This is a genomic window from uncultured Treponema sp. (assembly GCF_946187725.1).
In the GTDB taxonomy this organism is placed as follows: Bacteria; Spirochaetota; Spirochaetia; order Treponematales; family Treponemataceae; genus Treponema_D.
The window spans coordinates 15,854-32,938 of the sequence record NZ_CAMHSK010000020.1 but is presented as its reverse complement, the minus strand read 5'-3'; the positions used below and the strand labels follow the sequence as shown (position 1 = coordinate 32,938).

General features: G+C 42.6%; 13 protein-coding genes. All 13 read left to right on the top strand.

The features are described 5' to 3' along the window. Window positions 1-13 precede the first annotated feature (13 nt). Window positions 14-1,111, top strand: a complete 1,098-nt coding sequence (purM, locus tag Q0Q74_RS08815) for a phosphoribosylformylglycinamidine cyclo-ligase (RefSeq protein ID WP_294430036.1) — start codon at window positions 14-16, stop codon at window positions 1,109-1,111. 81 nt (window positions 1,112-1,192) lie between these two features. After that, a complete protein-coding gene (locus Q0Q74_RS08810) occupies window positions 1,193-3,442 on the top strand; it encodes a hypothetical protein (RefSeq protein WP_294430033.1) in 2,250 nt (749 codons plus the stop codon). Beyond that, window positions 3,443-4,063: a phosphoribosylglycinamide formyltransferase gene (purN, locus tag Q0Q74_RS08805; RefSeq protein ID WP_294430031.1), complete on the top strand. Its 621-nt coding sequence runs from the start codon at window positions 3,443-3,445 to the stop codon at window positions 4,061-4,063. A 77-nt stretch (window positions 4,064-4,140) separates the two neighbouring features. Continuing rightward, the gene (locus Q0Q74_RS08800; protein ID WP_294430029.1) at window positions 4,141-6,528 is read left to right on the top strand and encodes a chemotaxis protein CheW; all 2,388 of its coding nucleotides are present in this window, start codon (window positions 4,141-4,143) and stop codon (window positions 6,526-6,528) included. A 19-nt stretch (window positions 6,529-6,547) separates the two neighbouring features. Further along, window positions 6,548-7,963 carry a CheR family methyltransferase gene (locus Q0Q74_RS08795; RefSeq protein ID WP_294430028.1) on the top strand — a complete coding sequence of 472 codons (1,416 nt, stop codon included), beginning with the start codon at window positions 6,548-6,550 and terminating at the stop codon, window positions 7,961-7,963. Window positions 7,964-8,007: 44 nt separating this feature from the next. Beyond that, the gene (locus Q0Q74_RS08790; RefSeq protein ID WP_294430027.1) at window positions 8,008-8,493 is read left to right on the top strand and encodes a chemotaxis protein CheX; all 486 of its coding nucleotides are present in this window, start codon (window positions 8,008-8,010) and stop codon (window positions 8,491-8,493) included. Window positions 8,494-8,520: 27 nt separating this feature from the next. Next, on the top strand, window positions 8,521-8,955 hold the full coding sequence (locus Q0Q74_RS08785; protein WP_294430026.1) for a response regulator: 435 nt from the start codon (window positions 8,521-8,523) through the stop codon (window positions 8,953-8,955). A gap of 116 nt (window positions 8,956-9,071) precedes the next feature. Then, window positions 9,072-11,237, top strand: coding sequence for an EAL domain-containing protein (locus Q0Q74_RS08780; RefSeq protein ID WP_294430025.1), 2,166 nt, complete (start codon window positions 9,072-9,074; stop codon window positions 11,235-11,237). A 65-nt stretch (window positions 11,238-11,302) separates the two neighbouring features. Then, entirely contained in the window at window positions 11,303-11,689 is a 387-nt protein-coding gene (gene queD / locus Q0Q74_RS08775; protein WP_294430022.1) for a 6-carboxytetrahydropterin synthase QueD, read from the top strand. 109 nt (window positions 11,690-11,798) lie between these two features. Further along, a complete protein-coding gene (gene cimA, locus Q0Q74_RS08770; protein ID WP_294430020.1) occupies window positions 11,799-13,394 on the top strand; it encodes a citramalate synthase in 1,596 nt (531 codons plus the stop codon). 24 nt (window positions 13,395-13,418) lie between these two features. After that, complete coding sequence (locus Q0Q74_RS08765; protein ID WP_294430018.1) at window positions 13,419-14,141, top strand: 1-acyl-sn-glycerol-3-phosphate acyltransferase; 723 nt, start codon at window positions 13,419-13,421, stop codon at window positions 14,139-14,141. Window positions 14,142-14,327: 186 nt separating this feature from the next. Further along, window positions 14,328-15,383 (top strand): ABC transporter permease, encoded by a 1,056-nt coding sequence (locus Q0Q74_RS08760; RefSeq protein ID WP_294430058.1) that lies wholly within the window; start codon window positions 14,328-14,330, stop codon window positions 15,381-15,383. Between the two features lie 86 nt (window positions 15,384-15,469). Next, entirely contained in the window at window positions 15,470-17,065 is a 1,596-nt protein-coding gene (locus Q0Q74_RS08755; protein WP_294430017.1) for an AAA family ATPase, read from the top strand. The last annotated feature ends 20 nt before the right edge of the window (window positions 17,066-17,085 follow it).

Genomic DNA, 17,085 nt, shown 5'->3' with positions numbered 1-17,085 from the left:
TTGGAGTTAAAAAATGGCTGTTAATTACAAAGATTCAGGTGTTGATGTTGAAGAAGGCTACAATGCTGTCAACGAATACAAAGTTCATGCAAAACGCACCCGCATTCCTGGGCTTCTTACTGATTTGGGAAGTTTTAACGGAATGTTCGAGATTCCAAAAGGTTTAAAAAATCCAGTCATGGTTTCAGGAACCGATGGCGTTGGTACAAAACTCGAAATCGCTTTCCAGCTCAAAAAATATGACACAGTTGGCATTGACTGCGTTGCCATGAGTGTAAACGACATTCTTTGCTCTGGCGTTCAGACTTCTTTCTTCCTTGATTATGTAGCATGTGGCAAATTGGACGCAAAAGTTGCTGGTGAGCTTGTCAAAGGCATTGCCGATGGTTGTGTTGATACAGGCTGTGCTTTGCTTGGCGGCGAAACTGCTGAAATGCCAGGTTTCTACGATGAAGGCAAATATGACCTCGCAGGATTTGGCGTTGGCGTTGGTGAAAAAGAAGAAATGATTACCGGTACAAAAATTGAAGCTGGCGATGTGCTCATCGGTCTTTCATCAACCGGCTGTCATTCAAACGGATATTCTCTCGTCCGCAAACTTGTTACTGATTTTAACGCGCCTTTCGGTGATACTGGCAAAACAATCGGTGAAGTTCTTCTCACACCGACCCGCATTTATGTTCGTCCTGTAATGGATGTTCTTGGCGCATTCGGACCTGCAATTCACGGCATGGTTCACATCACAGGCGGCGGTTTCTACGAGAATGTTCCACGCATGTACGCAAAGGGCAAAAATCTTGTTTCTGTCATCAAAAAGGATTCATGGCCAAAGCCAGCGATTTTTGATGAGCTTATCCGCCGTGGTGCTGATTCAGAGGGCGTTTGGGGCACATTCAACATGGGAATCGGCTTTATCCTCGCTGTAAAGGCAAGTGAAGCTGATGCAATCATTGCACGCTTCAATGAAAAGGCCGCAGGTTTTGAGACAGAGCCGTACAAAAAGGCAGGCGCTGTTCCTCTCAAAGCCTACAAAATCGGTCATGTCGAGGCTAGTGAAAAAGACCTTGGTGAAGACCTCAAAGGCAGCCACGAAGCAACAAAATTAATCTAAAATAAATGATTTGCAATGGGTGGCGGCATTTCTTAATCGCTTGCCGCTCATTGCTTGATTTCCTTCCGCTAATCTTTAACAATGAAAAAAAGTTTCTTTGCATTCGCATTTATCCTTTCTTTGGGACTTTCTTCACTCTTTTTGTTTTCTTCTGCTGATTCTAAACTTTCACTGTTCATGCAGAATTTTCTTCCGGAGCGCGAGCCTTCGGTTCCGCTTGTTCTTGTGAATGTCAAACTTGAAGCCCCTTCAAAAGACTCTCCGTTTATTGATTTTTTGTCAGTTGAAAAAGCTGAACGCATTGTGCGTGAATTTGGGGCTAGTGGTGTAAGCCGTGAATCTGATTTTGAAAAAGACTTTGAGAATATCGATTCTTTGGTTGAAAAAAACAATGTAAAATCTCAAAAAACAAGTTTTTTCTTCAATATAAAGGAGCGTTTTCTAAAAGATTTTAGTGATACAAAAAGTCCGGCCGAATATAATCCGTATCTTTCAAAACAGCGGCGGCATCTTGTTTATAAAAAAAATGATGGATATTACGCTGATTTGACTTTTTTCCGTGTCCTGCAAAGCCTGAAGCTTCCAGAAATTCAGATTACGAATTCGTCAATAAATCTTGGAAAAATTGAAATTCCGCGTGCAGAAGACGGTTCTGTTGTCTTGAAGTTTCCGAAAAAATCATGGCACGAGTTTAAGTCGATTCAGGCTGATGAACTTTACGATTTTTCAGAACTTGAAATGAATTTCCGTTCCTGCCTTGAGATAATTTCTCAGCGTGGCCTGTTCGGTGAGTTGAATTCAGAAAATCCGCTCCCTCTTTTTGATGAAGCCCTTGAATGTCAGGATGATTTTGGAAAATCAATTTCCCTTAAAAATAAATTTTATGTCCTCATGGCGGATTACTTGTCTGGAAAGCAGGAAAGGATTTTGCTTGAGGCGGCGGCTGATGAAGAAGAATCGTCGTTCATAAAGGATTCTTTTGGTCTGTGCCGGAATCTTTTTTCGGAGCTTGAAACGCGGCGTGCTAAACTTCGGGAGCAGCTTGCCGGTTCGTTCTGTCTGCTTGTAGCCGATTATGGTCTAAAAACTGATTTTATTCCTTCGCCGTCAGAAAAGCATTTCCCGGAAAATCTTGTGCCGTATGTGATTGCGAACATGATTTTCAGCGCGGATTTTGTTGATTTGTTGCATCCGTTTTTCTCTTTCGCGGTGGCTCTTGTTCTTTGTCTGATTTTTGTGCTTGTTGCGTATAGAATCAAACGGAACCTTATAATGCTGTTTCTTTCTATTATATTGCTGCTTTTATCGGTATCGGCTTTTGTATTTCTGTTCCTTTATTTCCGTATTTTTGCAGGGCTTGCAGTTCCGCTTTCATCGCTTGTGCTTCTTTCTCTGATTTTGAACATTAAGTGTCGCAAAAAGAATGCTTCGGACAGAAACTTTTTTGCCGCACATTTTCAGCAGGGAATTTCGGAATCTTCCCTCAAAAAAATCATTTCAGCTCCTGCTGATTTTGCACTCGACGGTCACAAATCAGATGCTACGATCCTTGCGCTTTCGATTGCCGGTTTTCGTGATATAAAGAAACTTTTTAATGAAAATCAACTTTGCGCTTTTTTGAATCATTATTTTGATAAAATCACCCTGCTTATACTTGAAGGCGGCGGAATTGTTGAATCTTATCGAAACGACCGAATTCTTTCGATTTTCGGCTCGCCAGTTCCGCTTGAAGACCATTGCATCAAGGCCGTAAAAACTGCTTTTGAAATCAAAAAGATTGACCTTGCGCTTAATCAGGAAATTTCACTTTATTCTGCTTCTCCAAAACCGGATGGAATGAGTGATGATTTGTATACGGCGTTTTTCATTTTAAATCACAATGAAAAGAAGATTTTAAGCCGGGTCGGAATTTATTCCGCTGAGATTTCTGCGGGCTGCATCGGTTCTTCTGCAGGAAAATCTTTCAGAATTCTTGATGATTCATGGAAGTATGCGTTCAGAGTTAAAAAGGCAGGTTCTCAATGTGATGCGTCTGGAATCTTTGTAAACGGAAGTGCTTCAGATTATATCCGTGATTTTTACATTCTTCGTTCTATTCCTTTGAAATTCGTAAAACCTGAAGAAACGAGCGATTTATATGAAATTCTTGGAAGCCGCGATGATGACGATGACAAATTGTGGAACTACGCAAATTTCTGGAATCAGGCCGTGGCTTTGCTTGAAAAAGGTGAATCTGAAAAGGCACTTGCGGTATTTGAAAAACTTTCTGAAGGCCGGCCAAATGATAAGGTCGCCAGATATTTTATAAAATTTCTTAGCGAGGTGAAATAAATGAAAATTGCAGTTTTGGTTAGTGGCGGTGGAACGAATCTCCAGGCTTTGATTGACTATGAAAAGGCTCATGCTGACTGCCCATATGAGATTGCTCTTGTCGTCTCGAATACAAAAAATGCCTATGCGCTCGAACGCGCGAAAAATGCGGGAATTCCTGCTGAAATACGAAGTCCGTTTTCTGTTCTGGGAAAGGAAAAGGCTGAGCAGGCGACCCGTGATGAAAAACGAATCGCAATCAGTGACGCAATCCTTGAACTGTGTAAGGAGCACAATATAGAAGCAATTGTGCTTGCCGGTTATCTTTCGGTTCTCGGTGGAAAAATCATCACTGAATATTCGGGCAAAATCATCAATCTTCATCCTGCACTTTTGCCAAAATTCGGCGGAGTAGGGATGTGGGGGCACAATGTCCATGAAGCAGTTATTGCCGCCGGAGAAAAAGAAAGCGGATGCACGGTTCATCTTGTCGATTCCGGATGCGATACAGGAAAGATTCTTGTTCAGAAAAAAGTTCCCGTTTTGCCCGGTGACACTCCGGATACCCTTTATGCAAGAATTGCGCCCGAAGAGCATAAGGCGATGATTGAAGGAGTTTGCCTTTTAGCCACTCAATCATAGGAAAATGCGGTCGGAAAATTATTTTAAAATAATCTTTTTTTCTTGACTTTGGACATCTTGATGATAAAATAGATTATATGAGTGATTATCTTGACGCAACCAATGAAGAATTGTTAAAAGACTACTTCTCAGAATCTGAAATGATGGTCGATAATCTCGAAAGCAATATTCTTGCTATCGAGAACGACCCTAATAATCATGACGCTATCGATGAAATCTTCCGTGCGGCACATACCCTCAAAGGAAATTCGGCGACCGTTGAATTTTCGGAGATTGCGCACTTTGCACACACCATGGAAGACCTTCTTGATGAAGTTCGTTCCGACAAAATTAAGGTTACAGAAGATATCGTTGATACGCTTTTGACAGCCCTCGATGTTATAAAAGCCATGCTTGAAGAACGAAAGAACGGTGCTGTTTATGGTGAAAGCGTAGATGAAATTACCGAAAAAATTAAGGGCATGATTGCTGGTGGCGGCGCGGCTCCAAAGGCTGCGGCAGCTCCTGCACCTGCGGCAAGTCCTGCTCCAAAGGCGGCTCCTGCTGCGGCAGAAAGCGCACCTGCAGTTGCACTTTCTGAATATGAACTTGCAGAACTCAAACAAGGATGCGAAGCAGGTCAGCAGTTGTGGTCTGTTACCGTCACTTTCGATGAAAGCAATCCTATGAATTCTGTTGGCGGAATTCAGGTTTTTGCTGCCCTCAAGGCATGCGGTACGGTTCTTAAAACGATTCCTGATTTTGATGCTCTTTACGAAGATGAATTCCACAAAGATGTAACATATTTCGTCGCGTCGTCAAATACAGCCGAACAGCTTGAAGATACGGCTTTCCTTGACGATGTAACGCTGAGCGTTGATGCTAAAAATCTTGAGAATGCTGTTGCAAGAGAGTCTCTTTCAGCATCAGAAGTTCCTGCTGCTCCTCAACCGGAACCAGTTGCCGCTCCTGCTCCAGAGCCTGTTCAGACAGCAGCGGCTCCGGCACCACAAGCAGCAGAAGCACCGGCGGCTGAAGCTCCCAAAAAAGAAGCTCCAAAACCTGCCGCAAAGGCTGCACCGGCAACTGGTCACGCACAGCAGAGTACAATTCTCCGCGTAGATTCAAAACGAATCGACAACCTGTTGAATCTTGTTTCAGAAACCGTCATCACAAAGGCTTCATTCAACCAGAGTCAGCAGCAGTTCGCGGATATGCTCATCCAGTTCCAGGCGCTTGATTCTTCTTATAAAGAGAAGGTTCGCCGAATGTTCGAGCAGCTTCCTCAGTATCTTGAAGAAATCCAAAATGGTGTTGCTGTCAAAGACATCAAGGCCAATATTACAAGTGATTTCGGTGATATTGCTAATTTCTTTGATGCATTTGAAAACCGTTTCAAGGATTTGAACTCAAAATTCCACTCTTCTACGCAGAATCTTGGCCGTATTACAGGCGAACTGCAGGAAGGCGTAATGAAAATCCGAATGGTTCCAATCAGTCAGGTTTTCGACCGCTTCCCTCGTGTTGTCCGTGATTTGCAGAAAGATTTGGGCAAAAAAGTTAATTTGATTCTTGAAGGTGAAGATACCGAACTTGATAAAACAGTCGTTGACGATCTCATGGATCCAATCATGCACTGTGTCCGAAATTCTGTTGACCACGGAATTGAAGGTCCGGAAGAACGCAAAAATGCAGGCAAAGATGAAACCGGTACTGTTCTTCTCAAAGCTGCAAACGAAGGAAACAGCATTGTAATTGATGTTGTTGATGACGGTGGCGGTATTAATGTTGAGAAGGTTAAGGCAAAGGCTATCAGTAAGGGGCTCATTCATCCGAGCAAAGTTCTTACTGATCAGGAAGCAGCACAGCTTATCTTCCTTCCTGGATTCTCAACTGCAGAAAAAATAACGAATGTTTCAGGACGAGGCGTTGGTCTTGATGTTGTCAAAACGATGATTGAAAAGCTCAACGGTACAATTCAGGTTACGAGCGAACACGGAAAGGGCTCTAAGTTCTCAATCCGTTTGCCGCTCACACTTGCAATTATCCAGGGTCTTCTTGTTCGTGTAGGACGCGAAGTTTACTCAATTCCAATCGCTTCCGTTATTGAAAGTGTTCGGGTTAAAAAATCTGAAATTAACACAATCGACAATCACGAAGTACTTAATGTCCGCAATGAGGTCATCAGCGTGCTTCGTTTGAGCCGCCTGTTCAACATTCGTACAAATGAAGACGGCGAATATTGCTTTGTTGTTATTGTCGGTTCTCAGGATAAGAAAATCGGTGTTATGGTTGATAATCTTATCGGTGAAGAAGATGTCGTCATTAAACCGCTCCGCGATCAGTTCACCCAGTCTCCTGGAATTTCAGGTGCTTCAATTTTGGGTGACGGCTCTGTATCGCTCATTATTGATGTGAGCCAGCTGCTTGAATTGGGAGTCCGACAGGAAATCGAAGCCCGACAGGATGCGGGTTATGGCGACTAGTGAGTAAGGAGAAGATTCAATGTCAAATGAAAATACAGCAGAAAAACCTTCTATCAACTCAGTTCTGAAAGAGAGTCTTGGAAATGTAAATATTGCAGGCTCTGATGTTGCGGCTGCGGTCAAGCAGGATAATATGGTGGTCGTCGATTACAAGATGGTCACATTCTCTCTTGCTGGAAAAGACTATGCAATCGACATCATGAAGGTAAAGGAAATCGCAAAAGCAGGTCGCTTTACTTATGTTCCAAATGCACTGCCTTTCGTTCTTGGTGTTTACAACCTTCGTGGTGAAATCATTCCGATTATTGATTTGCGTTTGTTCTTTAATATCGAAATGCCAGAACGAGAATATGACGCACTTGAAAATATGCTCATCGTTTCAATCGGCGAGCTTACTTTCGGTGTTGTCGTTGATGAGATTGACAAGGTCGTTGGAATTCAGAAATCCAGCATCAATCCGCCTCATCCTTTGTTTGGTGACATAAATATCAAATATATTCAGGGTGTTGTTGAAGTTAACAACCGCCTGTACATCCTTCTTGACATCGAAAAGATTTTCGGCTCAAAGGCTGACAATAAATCTTCAGAAAATGCCGTTGTAAGGGAAATGTCTGCCAGGATAGCAAATTCGTCAGGAGCTGCTTCTGGAAAAAAGCAGGGTGCTAAAGCCGCTGCACCGGCCGCTCCAAAGGTTGAGAAAGTTGACTATTCTTTTGTAGTTGATTCTCTTGCCTCAATGCGAAAGTTCTCGGCTTCTGCCCTCAATGATAAATGGATGCAGGTTCGCTACAAGGAATGGGAGCAGGAACGGGGCAAGAATAAGACCCAGCTTCAAAATCCAGCAGATGCTGATTTGTTCCTCAAAAAATTCTACTCACCGTTCAGTGGAACCTGGTGGGATAAAACTTATGCGGATTCTATTTTCAAGGCTTTGCCTGATAATGCCGCAAAACAGATTGTTGTATGGAATCCTGGCTGTGGAAAAGGTGCAGAAACCTATTCTTTGGCCTGTATTCTCAAAAAGCGTTATCCTGAGTCAAAAATCAGAATCTATGCACATGAGGTTGATTTGCTCAGTATTTCTAACGCACCTCTTCTTGCTGTTCCAGGTGAAGTCGCAAATGACTGGTATGCACCATATATTACGAAAAAAGCTAACGGGGATTTTACTTTCACTCAGGAAATCCGCGACAGCATTATGTTCGAATATCATGATTGTGCGAACACCAACAATTTGCCTTCATGTGATATAATCTTCGCAAGGGATGTACTGTCATTCTTGCCGGAGTCAAGTCAGCAGACAATTGTTGCTGATTTCTCTGAAAAACTCAAAGGAAACGGAATCGTGTTCTTGGGGCAGAATGAATCTCTGGAAGAAAATCCAAACTGGTCTGCAAAGACTGTTGGAACAGTAACTATTTTCGGCAAAAAGTAGCAAAAAAGTCTAAAATAATATATAATTAACAGGAGTAAAAACTCATGAGAGTAGAGTACATTAACCCATTTGTAGAAACTTCATATCAGATTTTGAAAGAAGTGCTTGGTGGCGCAACCGTTACACGCGGTGATTTGTATCTCAAATCAACGGCTATGCCTGTAATGGGCGTTGCTGCCCTTGTCGGTCTGGCTGGCGATGTTGAAGGTCGTGTTCTTTTCGATATGACTTTTGAGACTGCCTTGAATATTGCTTCTGCAATGAACGGTGAAACACTCACCAAATTTGACGATCTTGCAAAAGCTACAATCAGTGAGCTTGCAAATCTTATCACGGCACAGGCTGTTACAAAGTTGCATGAACTTGGATTCAAGTTCGACCTTACGCCGCCTGCTCTTTTCGCCGGTGAAAAAATGGAAATTGCTGCTTTGGGCGGCAGTTCTGCAAACAGTGTAGAGGCACTTATCGTTCCTCTTATTACTGAATGTGGTAAAATTGAAGTTAACGTCGCTATCCGCGAGCGCATGTAATATTGTATAGGGATAAGGAGTGCCAAAATGAAAACTAAACAGGATTTTCCTTCAATCAATGAGCGTCCGCCAGAGGGCATGAATGCTGACGGTTCAAAAATCCGTGTACTTGTTGTAGACGATTCTATGTTCGTCGCAAAACAGCTCGGGCAGATTCTCACAAGTGAAGGATATGAGGTCGTTGCTACAGCTGTAGATGGTAAAGACGGTGTTGATAAATACAAGGAACTTTGTCCGAATGTTGACTTGGTAACCATGGATATTACTATGCCTCGCATGGACGGTATCACAGCTCTTGAGCAGATTGTCGCTTTTGATAAAAATGCACGAGTAGTTATGGTTTCGGCTTTGGGTAAAGAAGAACTTGTAAAAAAATCTCTTCTTCTTGGTGCAAAAAACTACATCGTAAAACCGCTTGACCGTAAAAAGGTTCTTGAACGAATCTCTGCGGCCTTGAAATAGTCAGAATTATTTTCGGTAAAGAGATTTTAATCATTTCTCACAAAACGCGTAGCTTTAAGGCAGTAAAAATCTTGTTTTAGAGTTTACGCGTTTTGTTATATAATTGTAGGAATTGCATGGAAAAATATAGATATACTGAACATGAATTCTCTTTAATGGAAAACAGTTGTATTCCTTTTGCAGTTTATCAGTTCATAGATAATCGCGTTGTTGCTCTTGTCATTTCGGCTGGCTTTATGGAGATTTTCGATTTTCATGACAGGGCTGAAGTTTATTCTGTAATGGACAACGATATGTACCGTGATTGTCATCCTGAGGATGTGGCAAGAATCTCTGAGGTGGCTGTCCGATTTGCTGTAAAAGATGAGCCTTATGATGTAATTTATCGCTCTAAAGTAAAAGGAAAGTATAGAATTATTCATGCATACGGAAAGCATATCTATAAAAATGATGTAAGGCTTGCAGTCGTCTGGTATTTTGATGAAGGTGATTATAACGAAGAAGAAACTGGTAATGTCGGTCTTTTGACAAGCTCTTATTCAAATCTTCTGCGCAAAAGCAATATTTATAATGAGGCAAATTACGACTATCTGACAGGATTGCCTTCAATCACTTATTTTTTCAAAATTGCTGAATCTGAATATGATAGAATTAAAGCAGACGGTGACACGCCTGTAATGTTGTTCTTTGATTTGAACGGCATGAAGTTCTTTAATACAAAATATGGTTTTGCTGAAGGAAACAGTTTAATCAGGGGCTTCTCAAAACTGCTGGCAAGTCATTTTTCAAATGACAACTGCTGTCGTTTTGGAATGGACAGATTTTCTGTCTGCACTTATGAACGAAACCTTGAGCAACGGCTTAAAAAACTCTTTGAGGAAACTGAAAGGATAAATAACGGCAGAAGTCTTACTGTAAGGACTGGAATTTATTGCAGTAACCATGAAAAGGTTGACGTGAGTGTTGCCTGTGACAGGGCGATGATGGCTTGTGACAGTAATATGCAGAATTACCGTTCAAGTTTTACCTATTTTAATGAGACAATGCTTCACAAATCTGAAATGAAGCAATATATCATCGATAATTTAGACCGCGCAATCGAAGAAAAATGGCTTAAAGTCTACTATCAGCCAATAGTTCGTGCGGCAAACGGTCGAGTTTGCGATGAAGAGGCTCTTTCGCGCTGGATTGAGCCGGTAAAAGGCTTTTTGAATCCGGCGGATTTTATTCCGATTCTAGAAGACGCAAATCTTATTTATAAGCTCGATTTGTTTGTCACGGAACAAATACTTGAAAAAATGAAGAGACAGGCTGAAAAAGGGCTGTACATCGTGCCTACTTCAGTAAATCTTTCGCGCTCTGATTTTGATACCTGTGACATCGTTGCTGAAATTCAAAAACGCGTTGAAAAAGCACAAATTCCGCCTGAAAAGCTTACAATCGAAATCACTGAAAGCGTAATCGGAAGTGACTATGATTATATGAAGTCGCAGGTTGAACGCTTCCAGTCGCTTGGCTTTAAGGTCTGGATGGATGACTTTGGTTCAGGCTATTCTTCTCTTGATGTTTTGCAGGATTTCAATTTTGACCTCATAAAATTCGACATGAAATTCATGCGTCAGTTTGAAAACGGCCTGAAGGCAAAAATCATTCTGACTGAGCTTATCCGCATGGCGATTGGACTTGGAATTGATACGGTTGTCGAGGGCGTTGAAACTGCAGAACAGGTCGAATTTTTAAGGGAAGTCGGATGCACCAAAATACAGGGATTCTTCTATTGTAAGCCGATTCCGGCTGAACAGGTTTTTGAGCGATATGACAAGGGAATTCAGATTGGATTTGAAAACCCTGAGGAATCAGAATATTTTGCTATTCTCGGAAAAATAAATCTTAATGATTTGTCGGTGCTTGCAAACGGCAGCGGTGAAATCTTCAAAAATTTCTTTAATACGCTTCCAATGGCAGTTCTTGAATATGATAATGAGCAGCTTCGAATTATCCGTGGAAACAGAACTTACCGCGAATTCATAAAAACTTACTTTAAGCCAATCCGTAACGAAAAGAATGAGCGCATAGCCCAAAAACTTGAAAACAACGGCTCAGCATTCCTTGAGGCCATTCGGAACTGCATGAAGAATAATGATTCTATTGTAATCGAAGAAAGGCTCAAGGCCGGCATAAAATTCCATGTCTACATACGGCGGATTGCCGTTAACCCGGTTACAAGCGTGTCTGCTTTTGTGGTCGTTGTGCTTAGCGTGAGTGGCAATATTCCGTCTTAAAATACGGCTTTAATGCCCGTGCTTGCGTGGTTTTCAGAGGCAGAGATTTCTGCTATACTTTTCTAATGTTTCAAGTTCGTGTAAATACTGATTTTGCAGCGGCTCATTTTTTGAGGGATTATCACGGAAAGTGCGAGAATCTTCACGGCCATAATTACAAAGTCTATGCCCATGTACAGGGGAAAAATCTTGATGATGGTGGAATGCTTTTGGATTTTGGTGAGCTGAAAAAGGCGTTGAAATCCGTATGCGCAAAACTTGACCACACGAATCTTAATGACATCGCTTTTTTTGAGCAGAATCCAAGTGCAGAGAGGATTGCGGTGTACATCTATAATGGAATTATTGAGTTGATTCCATCGCTCAAACGCACAGACGGTGAAGCGGCATATTTGTACGCGGTTGATGTTTTTGAGACAGACACTAACAGGGCAAGATATATGCCTGATTAGAATAAATGCGAAGGCTAGGGTATGGAGCCCCGAAGTAGCCGAAGGCTATGAGCGTTAGCGAAGGGCGGAACACCCGACGGCGATAGCCGTAGCCCCCATGGAGATTTTTATGAAACAGATTTCGATTCTTGATTCGACTTTGCGTGACGGCTCTCAGGGTGAGGGTATTTCTTATTCTGTTCAGGACAAAATTAATATTGTTAAGGCTTTGGACGAGTTGGGCGTTTCTTATATTGAGGCGGGAAATCCTGGTTCAAACCCTAAGGACATGGAATTTTTTGCCGAGGCGAAGAAGCTTAAACTTGAGCATTCAAAAATCGTGGCATTCGGCTCAACAAGGCGCAAGGGAATCAAGTGTTCTGAAGACGCTAATTTGCAGAGTCTTTTGGCTGCAGAAACTGAAGTCGTGTGTATTTTCGGTAAAACCTGGGATTTTCAGGCCACGGAGATTTTGCACGCGACTCTCGAAGAAAACCTTGAAATGATTCGCGAGACGGTGGCTTTTCTTGTCGCAAATAATAAGGAAGTCATTTTCGATGCCGAGCACTTTTTCACTGGTTATAACGAAAATTCAGAATATGCGATGAAGTGTCTTGAAGCGGCTGTTGAGGGCGGTGCAAAAACTTTGTGTCTTTGTGAGACAAAAGGCGGAATGCTTCCGATGCAGTGCTACAACATGGCGAAGGATGTTTGCGGTCGCTTTGGAAAAGTTGCTTCTATTGGAATCCACACGCACAACGATTCGGGCTGTGCGGTCGCCAATTCGTTGATGGCGGTTGACGCAGGTGCAACTCATGTTCAGGGCGTTTTGCTCGGATTTGGTGAGCGCACTGGAAATGCTAATCTTTCTACAATCATTGCAGATTTGCAGCTTAAAATGGAATGCGCTTGTATTCCTGCTGAAAATATTCAGAATCTCACTCCAATTTGCAAGCGCGTTGCTGAAATCACGAATATTGCGCTTGAGTCTGGAATGCCTTATGTCGGTTCAAGTGCTTTTGCCCACAAGGCGGGAATGCACATTGATGCGGTAATCAAAAATCCTTTTGCTTACGAGCATGTCACACCAGAAAGCGTCGGTAATGAGCGCGTGTTCCTCATGAGCGAAGTTGCTGGAAAGAGCATGATTGTTGAGAAGGTTCAGAAATTCGACAAAAATCTCAATAAATCAAGTCCTGTCGTCGCCGAAATCGTTAAGCGGGTCAAAGATTTGGAGCATGAAGGCTATCAGTTTGAAGGTGCGGATGCAAGCTTTGAGATTCTCGTGCGAAAGGCAATCGGAAAGTACCAGCCTTTCTACAATCTTCATTATTACAAGACGAGCGGCGAATTCCCGCGATTCGCTGATGATCAGAGCGCTTTTGCCCAGTTCAAGATTGATGTTGATGGAAAGGTCGTTGTGACTGCGGGCGATGGTGATGGTCCGGTCAATGCTCTTGATGTTGCGATGCGAAATGCACTTGAGCAGTTCTATCCGAATGTGGCTCAGATTCATCTTACTGATTATAAAGTCCGCGTTCTTGACGGAAAATCTGCTACGGCTTCACGAGTCCGTGTTTTGATTGAATCGAGCGATGGGGACGAGCATTGGACAACGATGGGCGTTTCAAGCGATGTTATCGAAGCTTCTTATCTTGCCTTGGTCGATTCTTTCGAGTACAAGCTGATTAAAGATTTGGAGCGAAAATTCGGCAAATTGATGTAAGCCGGGCAAAAAGGGGGCAATTCTATGTTCACGACATTTTTTTCATTTTTGAGAATCGCATTATACATGCTTTCGAAGAATAAACTCCGTCGTCTTGCGCTCAAATATGACAAGGCGGGCGACATTGCTAAGCGCGATGAAGTTGTTTTCGGCATCGTTCCTCAGTGGGCAAGGTTCGTTTTTACAAAGGTAATGCGTGCCACTGTTGAGGTTGTCGGTGAAGAAAAGGTGCCTCAGGACCGTGCGGTCGTATTTATCGGCAATCATCAGGGCTACATGGACATTCCGCTTCTTTTTGGTTTTATCAACAAGCCGATGACTTTTGTTGCAAAAGCCGAGCTTGGCAAAGTTCCGCTCCTTTCTGACTGGATGAAGCTGCTTCAGTGCACTTTCATCGAGCGAAAAAGTCCGCGCAAGTCAGTTCAGGCAATTCATGATGCGGCTGATGGCGTAAAAAAGGGCTATTCGCAGGTCATTTTTCCGGAAGGAACCCGAAGCAAGGGCGGTCCGCACAATGAGTTCAAGGCCGGTAGTTTTAAGCTCGCGTTCATGTCGGGAGCACCGATTGTTCCTGTCACGATTGACGGAACCTGGCGCATTTACGAGGGGCAGAAAAGGGTCAAAAAAGGCCAGCACATCAAACTCATAATTCACGACCCGATTGAAACAGAAGGCCTTTCTAAAGAAGAACTTGCAAAAATCCCTGCAATGGTCGAAAAGATTGTTTGCGAACCATTAGAAAATTAAAACTTGCAACGGGGGATAGCAATGAGCAATGAGCAGTTACCAAATAGCAGTGAACAGACAGCAATTGGCAGTGAGCAGTTGGGCGATTCCCGCCGGGAGGTTTCGGCAGGCTCAACCACCTCGTCGGGTCGGGCGTTCCGAGGTTCGCTAACGCTCAGTGCTTCGCACCTGCTTCGCAGCCTCTCCATGCCCTATCGTGTTTTTAAAAGCAAATTCCCTCTTCTTTCCTTTATACTTGCACGCATAGTCACAATGATTGTGATTCTCTTCATTTTGGGATGGAGTCTTTTTGCGCTCATGGAACTTGCTCCCGGCGACATCGTTGACCAGATGATGCAGCAGCAGCTCATGAGCCAGACAGAATCTCACGGTGGCGGTGCCGGAAGGGACAATGTTTTTTCTGAAGAGCAGATTGCAAAAATGAGGGCTGAAATGGGGCTGGACAAGCCTTTTACGATTCAGTATTTCCGCTGGCTCAAACGAGTTTTTATTCATCATGATTTGGGTGTTTCACTCATTTCAAAAGCACCGGTTTCTTTCCTTATTAAGAGCCGTATTGTTAATTCCCTGGTCTTAAATTTAATTTCGCTCGTGTTCATCACGATTTTTTCTTTTCTGCTTGGCGTTTATTTTTCAAGCAAAGCCGGTACCCGCGTGGATTTGGCGGCCACATTTTTTGCCCTGTTCTTCCATGCATTCCCTGGAATCCTTCTTCTGATTCTCCTTCAACTTTTTGCTTCAATTACAGGGCTTTTTCCGGTGACGGCATATCCTGACTTCCCAATTTCTGAAAACCCAATCAAATTCATATTCAGTTACAATTATCATGTTTTTCTTCCATTATTTGCGTCTTTTCTGGGCGGAATTGGCGGCACCATGCGCATGATTCGTTCAACGATGCTCGATCAGATGGGCATGCCTTACATCATGGCACTTCGTTCACGAGGAATTTCTGAGCGGCGGGTTTATTTAAATCACGCGTTCCGAAATACGCTTAATCCTTACATTACGGGCAGTGCGAATCTTCTTGCAGGTCTTTTTTCCGGCAGCCTTGTTCTTGAAATCATTTTCTCGTATCCGGGAATTGGCCGTCTTATGTACGATGCCGTAATGCAGCAGGATGTTAATCTTGTCCTTGCAAACAATATGTTCATTTCAGCCCTTGTTCTCGCCGGAATGACAATTTCTGACATCTTGCTTGCGATTGTTGACCCGCGTGTCAGATATGGCAAAGAAGGGTAAATAACAGAATTCCCCGTGCTGTTTGGTGCGGGGATTTTTTTTGCGCAAATCTGTAAATTCTTTTGTGTCTGTGGTATAATTTTCACATGGGAATTTTCCTGAATCCGAACAATGACAATTTTCTCGCAGAGGCAAAGTCGCTTTATGTTGACAAAACTATGCTGATTGATGTCACGAACCGCTATCTTGATGACCCGACTTTCAAATTTGTCTGTATCAGTCGCCCTCGTCGCTTCGGAAAATCAATCGCAGAGGACATGCTTGCCGCCTACTATTCAAAAGGTGCTGATTCAAAGGAGTTGTTTTCCCGGTTCAAGATTTCAAAGACGGCCTCTTATGAAAAGAATCTCAACAAATTCAATGTAATTAAGATTGATTTAAACGCTCGTATGTCTGTTTGGAAAACAGTTGCTCCAAAAGAGCGGTCAGAAGAAAATGTAATTGCATTTGTTCAAAATCAAGTTTGTGAGGAATTCCGCGAGCAATTTACTGACATGGATTTTGGAGAGAGCAATTCAATCGCGAGTTTCATTCAGAAAATCTACAAGGAAAAAGGCGAGACTTTCATCATTATAATCGACGAATACGATGTAATGGTTCGCGAGCAGGTTTCGCAAGAAGAATTTGAGATTTATCTCGCATTCCTTAACTCACTTTTCAAAAATGCCGAGCTTAAGCCTGCTATTTCTCTTGCATATCTTACAGGAATTCTTCCTATTATAAAGGATAAAATTCAGTCAAAGCTTAACACTTTCAAAGAGTACAATATGCTTCATGCTGGCAAATTCGCTGAATTTACAGGTTTTACCACTGAAGAGGTCAAGGCACTTTGTGAGAAATACGATTGCAGTTTTGATGAGTGCAAGAGCTGGTACGATGGTTATAAAGTTGGGGATTTTGAAATTTACAATCCGCAAGCAGTGGTGAATGCTGTGGTAACAGGCGAGTTCCGTTCTTACTGGAGTCACACCTCAACTTACGAGGTTATTTCCGATAAGATTCAGATGAATTTTGATGGAATCAAGGATGATGTAATCACCATGCTAGGTGGTGCCAGAATTGATGTAGATGTCGAGCTTTACAAAAACAGCATGACCGAATTCGATACTAAGGACGATGCTTTCACATTTCTTATTCATCTTGGCTATCTTGCTTATGATGCGGAAGAAGAGCAGTGCTATATCCCAAACCGTGAGATTTACAAAGAATGGCAGCATGCAATAAAAAAAGATTCCGACTATGCCGAGACAAACAAAATAATCGAATCTTCAAAAAATCTTCTCAAAGAAACGCTCGCTTGCAATGAAAAGGCTGTTGCCACAGCCCTTGATGTAAGTCACATTCATGTCACAAGTAACCGCAGCTACAACAATGAAGATTCTTTACAAAGCGCGATTTACCTTGCGTTCATTTACGCTATCAACAATTACACAATCGTAAAGGAGATGACAGCTGGCAAAGGATTTGCGGACATTGTGTACATTCCGCTCAAAGCCGGTTCTCCCGCATTGATTGTGGAACTTAAGCACAATAAATCCGCTCAGACTGCACTCAATCAAATCAAGGAAAAGCAATATTTTGACTGCCTCGTGAATTACTCCGGCGAAATTATTTTTGTCGGAATCAGCTACGATGAGGACACAAAAAAACATGATTGTAAGATTGAGAAATTTGTGAAATAGAACATGCTAAGAGGGAGAAA

Excerpts from the sequence above, each read along its gene's own strand:
- purM (WP_294430036.1), top strand. The coding sequence starts at position 14 with ATGGCTGTTAATTACAAAGATTCAGGTGTTGATGTTGAAGAAGGCTAC.
- Q0Q74_RS08810 (WP_294430033.1), top strand. The coding sequence starts at position 1,193 with ATGAAAAAAAGTTTCTTTGCATTCGCATTTATCCTTTCTTTGGGACTT.
- purN (WP_294430031.1), top strand. The coding sequence starts at position 3,443 with ATGAAAATTGCAGTTTTGGTTAGTGGCGGTGGAACGAATCTCCAGGCT.
- Q0Q74_RS08800 (WP_294430029.1), top strand. The coding sequence starts at position 4,141 with ATGAGTGATTATCTTGACGCAACCAATGAAGAATTGTTAAAAGACTAC.
- Q0Q74_RS08795 (WP_294430028.1), top strand. The coding sequence starts at position 6,548 with ATGTCAAATGAAAATACAGCAGAAAAACCTTCTATCAACTCAGTTCTG.
- Q0Q74_RS08790 (WP_294430027.1), top strand. The coding sequence starts at position 8,008 with ATGAGAGTAGAGTACATTAACCCATTTGTAGAAACTTCATATCAGATT.
- Q0Q74_RS08785 (WP_294430026.1), top strand. The coding sequence starts at position 8,521 with ATGAAAACTAAACAGGATTTTCCTTCAATCAATGAGCGTCCGCCAGAG.
- Q0Q74_RS08780 (WP_294430025.1), top strand. The coding sequence starts at position 9,072 with ATGGAAAAATATAGATATACTGAACATGAATTCTCTTTAATGGAAAAC.
- queD (WP_294430022.1), top strand. The coding sequence starts at position 11,303 with ATGTTTCAAGTTCGTGTAAATACTGATTTTGCAGCGGCTCATTTTTTG.
- cimA (WP_294430020.1), top strand. The coding sequence starts at position 11,799 with ATGAAACAGATTTCGATTCTTGATTCGACTTTGCGTGACGGCTCTCAG.
- Q0Q74_RS08765 (WP_294430018.1), top strand. The coding sequence starts at position 13,419 with ATGTTCACGACATTTTTTTCATTTTTGAGAATCGCATTATACATGCTT.
- Q0Q74_RS08760 (WP_294430058.1), top strand. The coding sequence starts at position 14,328 with ATGCCCTATCGTGTTTTTAAAAGCAAATTCCCTCTTCTTTCCTTTATA.
- Q0Q74_RS08755 (WP_294430017.1), top strand. The coding sequence starts at position 15,470 with ATGGGAATTTTCCTGAATCCGAACAATGACAATTTTCTCGCAGAGGCA.